Origin of the sequence: Paraburkholderia sp. SARCC-3016, assembly GCF_031119615.1 — a bacterium.
Classification (GTDB): Bacteria; Pseudomonadota; Gammaproteobacteria; order Burkholderiales; family Burkholderiaceae; genus Paraburkholderia.
The window spans coordinates 103,639-116,475 of record NZ_JAVHZD010000009.1; the positions used below are offsets into that span (position 1 = coordinate 103,639).

Sequence of the window (12,837 nt, forward strand, 5' to 3'; positions counted from 1 at the left end):
GGGAAGCCTCGCGCAAGCCGACGCCAGCTTGCGCTGCGTCGCGCATCCTCACGCCGATTCGACGACCCAGGCATCGAACCACTCGCGCGGATGCGCGATGTCGTCCTGCGCCGCGACGAGCTCGAGTTCGTAGCGGCCGGCGTCCCACGTCGCGCGCATCACGCCGTTGACGGCCGCGAGCGTATGCTCGAATGCGACGCGCAGCGGGTCGCCCAGCAGCGTGCGCGCGACGAACACCGCACTCGTCAGATCGCCGACGCCGACCGGCTGGCGCGCAAACGGATAGAGCGGGCGCTGCCCGACCCAGCTCTCGCGCTCGGTCACGACGAGCATATTGAAGCGGTCGGCCGGGCTATTGCGATCGAGCAGATGTTTGACGAGCACGAGCTTCGGCCCGCGCTGCATCAGTTCGCGGCACGCGACGACCGCTTCCTCGGTAGTCTCGATCATGCGGCCGACGAGCCGCTGCAGCTCGCTGTGATTCGGCATGATCGCGTCCGATACCTCCGGCATCGACTTGACGAGAAACTCCTGAATGCCCGGTTCGACGCGGCAACCCGCGGCGGTGCCCATCACCGGGTCGCAGAAGTAGCGCGCGTGCGGGTTCGCCGCCTTGACGGCGCGGACGATCTCGATCACCGCCTGCGCCTGCTCGGGCGTGCCGAGATAGCCGGACAGCACGGCGTCGCAGCGCGGCAGCATGCCGATTGCGCCGATCCCTTCGACGAGCTCCTGCATCTGCTTCGCGTCGATCGCGCTGCCGGCCCAATGGCCGTATTGCGTGTGATTCGAAAACTGGACGGTATTGAGCGGCCACACGTTGACGCCCAGACGCCGCATCGGGAATTCCGCGGCGCTGTTGCCCGCGTGCCCGAAGACGACGTGCGACTGGATGCTCAGAACGCTTTTCATGACTGGCGGTGCGCAGGACGCGCGTAATTTTTATAGCGAGCGGCTCGCCGGGTTGCCTCGATCGATCGGGCTTGCGGCCCGATGCCCATGCACATTGGGTGTTGCGCGCGGACCCTCGCGCGCAATGTGCTTCAATGAACAATACATGACTTTTTGTGCCGTGCAACGATCGGGCGATGCGCTGTTGCGCCGAACCGTCAAGCGCGCCTCGCGGGTGAGTCAGACGAGCTCGCGATACAACGCCAGGTACCGTCCGGCCGACGTGCTCCAGCCGAAATCCTCGCGCATTGCGCGCTGCTGCGTGGCCTTCCATTCGCTGCGCCGCGCGTACAGCGCAAAGGCGCGGCGGATCGCGGCGGCGAGCGCCTCGGGCTCGAAGCGGTCGAACACGAAGCCGGTCGCGGCTTCGTCGGCGAGATTTTCGAGCGATGCGTCGACGACCGTGTCGGCGAGGCCCCCCACCCGATGCACGAGCGGCAGCGTGCCATAAGCAAGCGCGTAGAGCTGCGTGAGCCCGCACGGCTCGAAACGGGACGGCACCGCGACGACGTCGCTGCCGGCGATGATCGCGTGCGCGAGCGTCTCGTCGAAGCCGAGTTCGACCGCGACCGATTCCGGATGCGTCTGCGCGACGCGTTGCAGGCCCGTTTCGAGCGCGGGGTCGCCGGTGCCGAACACGACCAGTTGACCGCCGCGCCGGATGATTTCGGGCAGCGCGGCGAGCAGCAGGTCGAGGCCTTTCTGCTCGGTGAGCCGGCTTACCACGCCGAACAGCAGCACGTCGCTTTTCTGCGGCAGCCCGAAGCGGGCCTGCAGCGACGTCTTGCAGGCGCGCTTGCCGGCAAGGCGCGTGTCGGTATAGCGCGCGGGCAGCAGCGTGTCGGTCGACGGCTTCCAGACCGTGTAGTCGACACCGTTCAGAATGCCCGACAGGTCGTGCGTGCGTTGGCGCAGCAGGCCGTGCAGACCGCCGCCTTGGGCGAGCGTCTGGATTTCGCGCGCATAGGTTGGGCTGACGGTAGTCAGGCGGTCCGAAAAGTAGAGGCCCGCTTTCAGGAACGACATCTGGCCGTAGAACTCGATGCCGTCGATGCCGAAGAAGTCCGACGGCAGTCCGAGCATGCCGAACTGTTGCGCCGGGAAGACGCCCTGGTAGGCGAGGTTGTGCACCGTGAACACGCTTTTCGCGAGCGGCCGGCCGCGCTCGCGCCCGGCGGCCTTCAGATAGGCGGGCGCGAGGCCCGCGTGCCAGTCGTGTGCGTGCACGATCTGCGGCGCCCAGGCCGGATCGAGATGCTGCGCCAATTGCGCGGCGCACCAGCCGAGCAGCGCGAAACGCTGCGCGTTATCGCCATACGGCACATGTTGCGCATCGAGATACGGATTGCCGGGCCGCTCGTAAAACGCGTCGGCGCGCAGCACATAGACGATCACGCCGTTCGCCGCGAGCGTGCCCTGTTCGAGCGTCGCCTCGCGCGCGCCGAAAGTGCGTTCGAGGCGCGCGACGGGCTTCAGGTCCGCCAGTCCCGCGAGCACGGACGGGAAGCCCGGCAGCAGCACGCGCACGTCGGCGCCGAGCTCGATCAACGCGGGCGGCAGCGCGCCGGTTACGTCGGCGAGGCCGCCTGTCTTCAGAAGGGGATACAGCTCGCTTGCTACGTGCAGCGCGCGAATCGTCATAGGCGTCGTCCTCGCAGTCCGGGTTCGTCGATGTTTGTGCCGCCGCGGCGCGCGGCGGCCTTCTGGAAATCACATATGCCGTGCTGCGCGCAGGCGTGCCGACGTGCGTGCGCTCCGGTCTCAGCGTGCCGCGTCCCGTCGCAACGCTTCGGGCGTCACGAGCACGACGCCGCTTTCGGTGCGATAGAACCGTTCGGCATCGCGCGCCGGGTCTTCGCCGATCACCGTGCCGTCCGGAATCTGGCAGCCGCGGTCGATTACGACCTTGCGCAGCCGGCAGCTCGCGCCGATCGTTACCTGCGGCAACAAGACTGCCTCATTGATGTTACAGAATGAGTTCACGACGACGTTCGTCGACAGCACCGAGCGGGAAATCTGCGAGCCCGAGATCACGCAGCCCGCGCAGACAACCAGGTTCGTCGCCGACCCCTGCAATCCATTCAGGTCGCGCACGAATTTGGCGGGCGGCAACTGCTCGAGATGCGTCCAGATCGGCCAGTTGCGGTCGTACAGGTCGAGCGTCGGAATCGTCGACGCGAGGTCGAGATTCGCGGCCCAGTATGCGTCGATGGTACCGACGTCGCGCCAGTAAGACTCCACGGTCGGGTCCGACGAGACGCACGACATGCTGAACGGATGCGCGATCGCCTTGCCCGAGGTCACGACGCGCGGAATGATGTCCTTGCCGAAGTCGTGGTCCGTCGCGACGCTCGTGATGTTGTCCTCGAGCTGTTCGTACAGGTATTGCGCGTTGAACACATAGATGCCCATGCTGGCCAGCGCGATATCGGGGCGCCCCGGCATCGCGGGCGGATCGGCCGGCTTTTCGACGAAGCCCGTCACGCGGCGCTGTTCGTCGACGGCCATCACGCCGAAGGCGACCGCTTCCATGCGCGGCACCTCGATGCAGCCGACCGTGCAGTCCGCGCCGCTTTCCACATGGTCCATCACCATGCGCGTGTAGTCCATCTTGTAGATGTGGTCGCCCGCCAGCACGATGATGTACTTCGGCCCGATCGAGCGGATGATGTCGAGGTTCTGGAACACCGCGTCGGCCGTGCCGCGATACCAGTGCGCGCCTTCGACGCGCTGCTGCGCGGGCCACAGATCGATGAACTCGTTGAACTCGCCGCGCAGGAAACCCCAGCCGCGCTGCACGTGCCGCAGCAGCGAATGCGCCTTGTATTGCGTGACCACGGCGATGCGGCGGATGCCCGAGTTCAGGCAGTTCGACAACGCGAAATCGATGATGCGGTATTTGCCGCCGAAGTGAACGGCCGGTTTGACGCGCTTGTTGGTGAGCGGCCCGAGCCGGGTGCCGCGGCCGCCCGCAAGCACAATGGCGAGCGTGGTGTGTTGCAGATCGTTCAGGCTTGCCGGAGTATCCATCTGCGTCTCCTTTGTCGACCTGCGATGGCGCTTTGGCGCTTATGCGGGTCGCTGTTGCTTTCGATGAAGCCCCCGGACGGACAAGCTGACGTGCTGCGAACCGTATTGTTCTTGTTTGTTGTTGTGAATGCGAGCTTCGACAGTCTGGACCTTGCGGACCCCGCACGCAATGCGCGGCAAGACTGCATGCTGCAAGCCTCGTGCCTCCTCGTGCCTCCTCGTGCCTCCTCGCGCCCGCGCGGGCATGGGTGCCGGCTGCGCTTGCGCCAGCGCGTTCGAGCGGCGCCAGGTAGAATCATCCGCTCCGATCCACGTCGGTTCAAGTTCGGGTTACTGCTGCCGTGCACCGCGATCGGTGGTCGATAGCGATGCATGGCAAGCGGCTTGCCCCTGCGCCTCTCAATCAACAACAAATCCATGAAACCGCGCCATCCTTTCACGCTCGCGTCGTTGTCTTCGCTTTTGCCCGCAGTTTTCCCTTCGGTTTACCTTTCGGTTTCCCGAGTTTCGTCTGCGTTGACGGGTGGCGTCTGTGCGCTGACGATCGCGCTGGCGCCGGCCGTTCAGGCGGCCGAGGGCACCGGTATGGCGCCGGTGGCCGTGTCCGCCGCCGGCGCGGCTTCCGGCGTTTCCGGGAGCAGCGGGACAGCGGCCGGCGACGCCGGGCCGGCCTACGGCCCCGAACTCGAAGGCTTCGACTACCCGTATCCGGTGCGCCAGTTCACCTTCATGTCGCAAGGCGAACCGCTGCATATGGCGTATATGGATGTCGCGCCCGCCGACCCGGCCCATGCGAACGGCCGCACCGCGGTGCTGCTGCACGGCAAGAATTTTTGCGGCGCGACATGGGTAGAGACGATCCGCCGCTTGAGCGATGCCGGCTACCGCGTCATCGCCCCGGATCAGATCGGCTTTTGCAAGTCGAGCAAGCCCGAGCGTTACCAGTTCACGTTCCAGCAGCTCGCGCGCAATACGCACGATCTGCTCGAATCGATCGGCGTGACGCGCGCGACGATGATCGGCCATTCGACGGGCGGTATGCTCGCGATCCGCTATGCGCTGATGTACCCGGACGCGACGCAGCAACTCGTGCTGGTCGACCCGATCGGCCTCGAAGACTGGAAGGCGAAGGGCGTGCCCTCGCTCTCGGTCGACCAGTGGTATGCGCGCGAGCTCAAGACCAGCGCGGACAAGATCCGCCGCTACGAGCAGGCCACGTACTACGCAGGCCAATGGAGCGATGCCTATGAACCGTGGGTGCAAATGCTCGCGGGCATGTATCGCGGACCGGGCAAGCAACTCGTTGCCTGGAATTCCGCGCTGCTCTACGACATGATCTATACGCAGCCCGTCTATTACGAGTTCGGGCTGCTTAAGGTGCCGACGCTGCTGATGATCGGCGACAAGGACAACACCGCGATCGGCAAGGACGCCGCGCCGCCCGACGTGCGCGCGAAGCTTGGCCATTATCCGGAGCTCGGCAAGGCTGCGGCCCGCGCGATTCCGCATGCGACGCTTATCGAATTCCCGACGCTCGGTCATGCGCCGCAGCTGCAGGATCCTCAGGCGTTTCACAAGGCGCTGCTAGACGGAATGGCCGCGGTGCAGGGCGCGAAGTAACGCAGTTGCGCGGCCCGAAGTGTCCAGGCCCTGTAACGGTAAAACGTGAATTTCACGGTTACGCATCGGGATTCGTAGATCGTGGCGCCGCATGCGTGAGCCGCCACCGTACGATCCGCGTTCAGGCGTGTGCGAGCGATACCCGGTACGCCGCCGCGGCGGCGAGGCCGATCGGCTCGACCGTCGTACCTGCACCCGCCTGCAGGCGGCTGCCGATGCGCCGTTATCGCGCCGCCGCGTCGAGTTCGTCGCGAATCTGCGCGGCCAGTTCGAACGAATGCAGGCGCGCTGCGTGATCGTAGATCTGCGCGGTCAGCATCAATTCGTCGGCGGCGGTCTGCTCCACGATCGACGCGAGTTGCTCGCGCACCGTGTCGCGGTCGCCGATCACCGAATAGGCGAGGGAATGCGCGACGCTCGCCAGTTCGAACTCCGATGCTTCGAGGCGCTCGACGGGCGGCTGCAACTGCCCCGGCGTGCCGCGCCGCAAATTGACGAACTGCTGCTGCAGCGATGTGAAGAGTCGCCGCGCTTCGTCGTTCGTATCGGCGGCGAACAGATTGACGCCGACCATCGCATACGGCCGCTCGAGCGCAGCCGAGGGGCGGAACTGCGCGCGATACAGTTGCAGCGCGGTCATCATATGATCGGGCGCGAAGTGCGACGCGAACGCGAACGGCAGGCCGAGCGCCGCGGCCAGTTGCGCGCTGAAAAGGCTCGAGCCGAGCAGCCACAGCGGCACATTGAGTCCCGCGCCCGGCACCGCGCGCACGCGCTGGCCCGCGACGGGTTCGGCGAAATAGCGCTGCAGTTCGACGACGTCGTCGGGAAACGAGTCTGCGCTGCCCTGCAGATCGCGGCGCAATGCGCGCGCGGTGGTCTGGTCCGTGCCGGGCGCGCGGCCAAGACCGAGATCGATGCGGCCCGGATACAGCGATGCGAGCGTGCCGAACTGCTCCGCGATGACGAGCGGCGCGTGATTGGGCAGCATGACGCCGCCCGAGCCGACGCGGATGGTTTGCGTGCCGCCGGCGACGTGGCCGATCACGACCGACGTCGCGGCGCTCGCGATGCCCGTCATGTTGTGATGCTCGGCCAGCCAGAAGCGCTTGTAGCCCCAGCGTTCCGCATGTTGCGCGAGGTCGAGCGTGTTGCGGAAGGCGTCGCCGGCGGTCGAGCCGGCGGTGATCGGAGACAGATCGAGTACGGAAAAGGGAATCATGGCAATCCAGAGGAAGGCCGCTCGAGCGGCGCAGATCAGAGCGGATTGTGCCAAACCGCTTTCATTTCCGCTGAAGGCCGCGATAAGTCCACAATCGCCGCATGGTCGGGCTGCACGATGCCGGGGCTGGGCGGCAGCGAGTCTGCGCCGCAGCCGCAAGCGTGTGAATTCGCACAGAAATGCAGGCACGAGCGCATTAGCCTGAAGCTGGCGCTGTCGACATGGCCGCGGCCTTCCTCGGACTTCGACGCCGGTCGCTTGAGCTCGTCACGCGTAGGTCGGCTACGCAGTGCACCCCCGGACGCAGCGGGCGACCGGCTCAGCCGGTGCTTGACGCCGTCGCATCATTCGCGCGTATCGTCGGCATCGCGCGTGATCGAAGTTTCGTCAGCCGATTCGGTGTAAACGCGCTCTCGCGTGTTCGTCCTTGCGACGCTAGATTGTGAACAATCGGCGCATAGTCGAGGGGCCAACCGGTCGCGTACGCGCGGCCGCACAAAGCGGAGCATGCACAACGGCCGTGGGACGAAGCGCCCGCGGCCGTTGTGTTGCCCTCCCGATCTCCGTTCACATTTCCGCGCATCCATCTCCCACGCACCGATCCGATCGGCCCCGCGGTCCGTGCGTGCCGCTGCGCGCGTGCGCCGAAGCTCGCTCAGGGGCCGCGGCACGTCCGGTTCGTCCTGGCTTCGCAGCATTGCGCGCCGCTTCGCCCGTCTGCGGTATCCTGTCACGTCGCTGACTTCGTGACATCCGTCACCTTCCACGCTTTCAGATGGCCTTCCGCTATTCATCGCTGGTCGCGGCCACGCTCGGCGCATCGATTGCACTGACTGGCTGCGACAATCAACAGACCGGGCAAGCCGTGCAGAAGCTCAAGGATTTCTTCAACGCGATCAAGCCCGACGTGTTGCTGCTCAAGGGACTCACGCCCGGCGTCACGACCGAGGCGCAGATTCGCGACCAGATGGGCAAGCCAGAAACCGAGCGCTACTTCACCGACGGCTCGAAGCGCCTCGAATATCCGCGCGGTCCGGAAGGCCTCAACACCTATATGGTCGACATCGGTCCAGACGGCCGCTTGCAGGCCGTCACGCAGGTGCTGACCGCAGCGAACTTCGCGAAAATCCGCGCCGGCATGACCGAGGACGAAGTGCGCCGGCTGCTCGGCAAGCCCGGCCAGATCGCGGTCTATCCGTTGAAGCCCGAAACGGTGTGGAGCTGGAAGTGGCGCGAAGGCGGCGTCACCGAGGAAGCGTTCTTCAATGTGCATTTCGATGCGAATCACGTCGTCTACACGACGTCGCGCTCGGATGTGATGCGCGGCCATTGAGCGGCCAGGTCATTGACGGCAATACGAGGAGAGGGCAGGCAGGTGGCGCATCGACGTCGTTACAAGAAGATCGGTCTCGTGCTCGGCGGCGGCGCCGCGCGCGGTTGGGCGCATATCGGGGCGATTCGCGCGCTGCACGAGGCGGGCATCAAGCCCGACGTCGTCTGCGGCACGTCGATCGGCGCGCTGGTCGGCGCGGTCTATGCGCACGGCGACCTCGACTGGCTCGAGGACTGGGTCTCGCGGCTCACGTGGCAGTCGGTCGTGAGGCTGCTCGATCTGCGTTTCTCGGGTGGACTGTTCGGCGGCAAGAAGGTGATTCAGGTCTTTGCCGAGCGCTTCAACGGCTGCGAAATTCGCGACCTGAAGATGCCGTTCGCGGCGGTCGCCACCGAGCTCGATACGGGCCGCGAGACGTGCCTGCAGGAAGGCAGTGTCGTCGACGCAGTACGCGCGTCGATCGCGATTCCAGGCATTTTCACGCCGGTCTGGCATGAGGGGGTCTGGCTCGTCGATGGAGGGCTTGCGAATCCGGTGCCGGTATCGGTCGCGCGCGGGATGCGCGCGGACTGTGTGATTGCCGTCGACCTGAACAACGACATCCTGAATGGGCGCGACCTCGGCGGCCTGGCGCTGCCGTTGCCGGCCACCGCACGGCCGCGTGCGCGGGCGCGCCCACGCGCGGCGCCTCGCGCGGCCGCGCCCATGCCGCTCGAAAATCCGCTTCACCCGCAGGCCGATGTGCTGCTGACGGGGCCGTCGCTTGCGGACCAGGTTGAGCCTGCCGACGGGACGCGCGCATTGCGCCGTAACGGCAAACCGTGGCCGCGCTGGCTGCAGCCGGCGCCGGGATTCGAAGATCGCGTGGGCGACGTGCACGTAGGCAATGTGCATCCGGGCGACGTCCGGGTGCCGCCGGCGCCGAGCGCGCGCGTGCCGTCGATGCTCAGTTCGATCGCACAGAGCATCGACATCATGCAGGTGCGCATCACCCGCAGCCGCCTCGCCGGCGAACCGGCCGACGTGCTGATCCAGCCGCGTCTCGGCGGCCTCGGCATCTTCGATTTTCATCGTGCGCAGCCGGCTATCGCCGAAGGGCGCGCGGCCGTCGAGGCCATGCTGCCCGCGATCCGCGCGCTGCTCGGCGAATGACGCGCGTTCGCGGCTCGTCGGTTTGAATGGGTCGCCGCGGGTTCGAGCGGTTTCGTATGTGATGCCGAGCGTCGCGCGACGCTGCCCGGATGTGCTATTTTCCGCGCTGCGCCGTTCCTTGCCTTTGTGCAGCAATACGGCGATCCTGATGCCGTCGCGGACCTTGCCGTGCCGCGCCATCGACTCCTCTGCACTGGAGACCATCTTGCCCGATAACAGTCAAACTCAAGCCAGGGATGAAGTCTGCAAGCTCGTCGTGCAGGATATCCACAAGCGCTATGGCGACAACGAAGTGCTGAAGGGCGTGTCGATGAACGCGCAGAAGGGCGATGTGATCAGCATTATCGGCGCGAGCGGCTCGGGCAAAAGCACGTTTCTGCGTTGCATCAATTTTCTCGAGCGGCCAAACGCGGGCAAGATCATCGTCGACGGCGAAACGGTGCGCACCAGGGCCGACCGCGAAGGCAATTTCGAAGTGGCCGACCACAAACAGCTGCAGCGCATCCGCACGAAACTCGCCATGGTGTTCCAGCACTTCAATCTGTGGGCGCACATGACGGTGCTGGAGAACGTCGTCGAAGCGCCGATCCATGTGCTGGGCCTGTCTCGCAAGGAAGCCGAAGACCGCGCGCGCACGTACCTCGAGAAGGTCGGCCTCGCGCCGCGGCTCGAGAAGCAGTATCCGTCGCACCTGTCGGGCGGGCAGCAGCAGCGCGTCGCGATCGCGCGTGCGCTCGCGATGAACCCCGATGTCATGCTGTTCGACGAACCGACCTCGGCGCTCGACCCCGAACTCGTCGGCGAAGTGCTGAAGGTCATGCAGGCGCTCGCCGACGAAGGCCGCACGATGATCGTCGTCACGCATGAGATGGGCTTCGCGCGCAACGTGTCGAATCACGTGATGTTCCTGCATCAGGGCCGCACCGAAGAGGAAGGGCCGCCCGCCGAAGTGCTCGCTACACCGAGGAGCGAGCGGCTCAGGCAGTTTCTGTCCGGCAGCCTCAAGTAGCGGCGTGCATGACGCGATCGATCCGTGCCGATTCCGGCAGCAGTACTGGCGAAGACGCCGGCCGCGCCGAGAGCAGCGTTGGCGCAGGCGCTCGAGCCCAGGCGCGAACCGGCGCTGAAACCGGCGCTCCGCGCACCACGCAGGTCGCGATCGTTGCATTGCCGCCGGTGTCGATGTCCGGCGTCGGACCGGTCGTCGATACGCTGAATCTCGCGAATGAAATCGATGGCCGCGCACTGTACCGCTGGCAGGTCTGCTCCGCGGACGGGCGCGCCGTGCCGTTGGCGGGCGGCGCGCAATGGCCGGCCGACGCCGCATTCGGCGCCGCCCTCGCGTGCGACTGGCTGATCGTGATCAGCGAGCGTTTCGAGCCATTCTCCGACTACCGGCTTTTTCTCGCGAACCTCGCACGTGCGAGCGAGCGCACGCCGCTCGTGACAGGCATTCATCACGGCGTCTGGTGGCTCGCGATGGCGGGGCAATTGTCCGGCTATCGCGTGAGCGCCAACTGGGAGACGTATCAGCAGTTCACCGAGCAGTTCGAGCAAGCGATCGTCACGCAGCAGATCTTCGAAATCGATCGCGACCGTGCGACCTGCGCGGGCGGCCAGGCGAGCGTCGACTTCATGCTTGCGATGATTGCGCGCGACCACGGCCAGCCACTCGCCGAACGGATCGCCGATGCGCTTGGCGTCGGCACGCTGCGCGCGGGCGCCGAGCGGCAGCGCATTCCGTATGTGACGGCGCCGGGCGAACGCCATCCGCATCTGAACGACGCGCTGCTGCTGATGGAAGCGAACATCGAAGATCCGCTCACGACCGACGAGATCGCGGGTCTCGTCGGCGTGTCGCGGCGCCAGCTCGAGCGGCTGTTTCGCCAGTACCTCGGCGCGATGCCGTCCCGCTACTATCTGGGCCTGAGGCTTGCGAAGGCGCGCACGCAGTTGCAGCGCACGAGCAAGTCGGTCGTGCAGATCAGCCTTGCGTGCGGGTTTTCGTCGGCCGCGCATTTTTCGAATGCTTATCGCGAGCGCTTCAATGTGACGCCGCGCGAAGAACGCCGCAACTGGCTCGACAAGCAGGCGGCAGGCGCGCCGGCGTACGGCGCGCCCGCGGCGCCGGCCGCACCGGGCGAGCCGCCGGCGCGCGACGCACGATAGCGCGGCACGCCGCCCCTCGCGATCTTCGATAGAACACGTCGCGTATGCGCAAGACGGCGCGCGCATCGTTTTCTACACTACCGATATTGCCCGCCACGAGGATCCCGCCATGAACGGCCAGAATGTGACACGCCAGACCTTCGACGAAGTAATGGTGCCGGTGTTCTCTCCCGCATCGTTCGTGCCGGACCGCGGCAAAGGTTCGCGTGTCTGGGACACGCAAGGGCGCGAATATATCGACTTCGCCGGCGGCATCGCCGTCACCGCGCTCGGTCACGCGCATCCCGAATTGCTCGAGGTGTTGAACGGGCAGGGCGCGAAGCTCTGGCATATCGGCAACGGCTATACGAACGAGCCCGTGCTGCGCCTCGCAAAACGGCTCGAAGAGCTGACGTTTGCCGACCGCGCGTTTTTCGCGAATTCCGGCGCCGAAGCGAACGAGGCGGCCTTCAAGCTCGCGCGTCGCGTCGCGTTCGAGCGGCATGGCGCGGACAAGATCGAGATTGTTTCCTTCACGCAGTCGTTTCATGGCCGCACGTTCTTTACCGTCAGCGTCGGCGGGCAGCCGAAATACTCGGAGGGCTTCGGGCCCGTGCCGGCCGGCATCGTCCATCTGCCATACAACGATATCGAAGCGGCGCGCAAGGCGATCGGCCCGAAAACATGCGCGGTCGTCGTCGAGCCGATTCAGGGCGAAGGCGGCGTGATTCCCGCCGATCCCGCGTTTCTGCGCGCCCTGCGCGAAGCATGCGACCGGCACGGCGCGCTGCTGATTTTCGATGAAGTGCAAACGGGCGTCGGCCGTACCGGCTTTTTCTACGCCTATCAGGATACCGATGTGACGCCCGACATCCTGACCACGGCGAAGTCGCTCGGCAACGGCTTTCCGATCGGCGCGATGCTGACCACCAAAGAACTGGCCGCGCACTTCAAGGTGGGCGTGCACGGCACCACGTATGGCGGCAATCCGCTCGCATCGGCGATCGCGCTGAAGGTGGTGGAACTGATCAGCGATCCGCAACTGCTTGCCGGCGTCCGCTCGCGCAGCACGGTTCTGCAGGAGACGCTCGCGAAGCTCAACGAGCGTTTCGGCATCTTCAGGCAGGTGCGCGGCAAGGGGTTGCTGATCGGCGCCGAACTCGACGGTGCATTCAAGGGGCGCGCGAAAGACTTTGTCACGGCGGCAGGCCGGCACGGGCTCATCATGCTGATGGCGGGGCCCGACGTGCTGCGCTTCGCGCCGTCGCTGATCATTCCGCTCGACGATCTGCACGAGGGTCTGGCAAGACTCGCGAAGGCGATCGAGGAAGTGGCCGGTGCGACGGCCGCGTCGCACGCAAAGTAGTCTACTGAGGAACGA

Annotated in this window: 10 protein-coding genes; 6 read left to right on the top strand and 4 right to left on the bottom strand. The window is 66.0% G+C overall.

Translation table 11 applies throughout. The features are described from left to right. Positions 1 to 48: 48 nt before the first annotated feature. From pdxY to glgC, 3 genes are all read right to left on the bottom strand, one after another. Entirely contained in the window at positions 49 to 912 is an 864-nt protein-coding gene (gene pdxY, locus QYH69_RS11320; RefSeq protein WP_308831948.1) for a pyridoxal kinase PdxY, read from the bottom strand. A gap of 219 nt (positions 913 to 1,131) precedes the next feature. Continuing rightward, positions 1,132 to 2,592: a glycogen synthase GlgA gene (gene glgA / locus QYH69_RS11325; protein WP_308831949.1), complete on the bottom strand. Its 1,461-nt coding sequence runs from the start codon at positions 2,590 to 2,592 to the stop codon at positions 1,132 to 1,134. A gap of 120 nt (positions 2,593 to 2,712) precedes the next feature. Beyond that, positions 2,713 to 3,981 carry a glucose-1-phosphate adenylyltransferase gene (gene glgC, locus QYH69_RS11330; RefSeq protein ID WP_308831950.1) on the bottom strand — a complete coding sequence of 423 codons (1,269 nt, stop codon included), beginning with the start codon at positions 3,979 to 3,981 and terminating at the stop codon, positions 2,713 to 2,715. Positions 3,982 to 4,566: 585 nt separating this feature from the next. Here glgC and QYH69_RS11335 point away from each other — a divergent pair. Beyond that, positions 4,567 to 5,601 carry an alpha/beta hydrolase gene (locus tag QYH69_RS11335; protein ID WP_308832030.1) on the top strand — a complete coding sequence of 345 codons (1,035 nt, stop codon included), beginning with the start codon at positions 4,567 to 4,569 and terminating at the stop codon, positions 5,599 to 5,601. 223 nt (positions 5,602 to 5,824) lie between these two features. On the opposite strand, the gene QYH69_RS11340 is transcribed toward QYH69_RS11335, so the two are convergent. Beyond that, positions 5,825 to 6,823: an LLM class flavin-dependent oxidoreductase gene (locus QYH69_RS11340; RefSeq protein WP_308831951.1), complete on the bottom strand. Its 999-nt coding sequence runs from the start codon at positions 6,821 to 6,823 to the stop codon at positions 5,825 to 5,827. Between the two features lie 775 nt (positions 6,824 to 7,598). Here QYH69_RS11340 and QYH69_RS11345 point away from each other — a divergent pair. The 5 genes from QYH69_RS11345 to QYH69_RS11365 all read left to right on the top strand — a co-directional run bounded on the left by QYH69_RS11345 (position 7,599) and on the right by QYH69_RS11365 (position 12,822). Continuing rightward, entirely contained in the window at positions 7,599 to 8,156 is a 558-nt protein-coding gene (locus QYH69_RS11345; RefSeq protein ID WP_308831952.1) for a hypothetical protein, read from the top strand. Between the two features lie 42 nt (positions 8,157 to 8,198). Then, positions 8,199 to 9,308, top strand: a complete 1,110-nt coding sequence (locus QYH69_RS11350; RefSeq protein ID WP_308831953.1) for a patatin-like phospholipase family protein — start codon at positions 8,199 to 8,201, stop codon at positions 9,306 to 9,308. Between the two features lie 205 nt (positions 9,309 to 9,513). Further along, positions 9,514 to 10,317, top strand: a complete 804-nt coding sequence (locus QYH69_RS11355; protein WP_308831954.1) for an ABC transporter ATP-binding protein — start codon at positions 9,514 to 9,516, stop codon at positions 10,315 to 10,317. A gap of 173 nt (positions 10,318 to 10,490) precedes the next feature. Beyond that, positions 10,491 to 11,477: a GlxA family transcriptional regulator gene (locus QYH69_RS11360; protein WP_308832031.1), complete on the top strand. Its 987-nt coding sequence runs from the start codon at positions 10,491 to 10,493 to the stop codon at positions 11,475 to 11,477. A gap of 109 nt (positions 11,478 to 11,586) precedes the next feature. Then, on the top strand, positions 11,587 to 12,822 hold the full coding sequence (locus QYH69_RS11365; protein ID WP_308831955.1) for an aspartate aminotransferase family protein: 1,236 nt from the start codon (positions 11,587 to 11,589) through the stop codon (positions 12,820 to 12,822). Positions 12,823 to 12,837 lie beyond the last annotated feature (15 nt).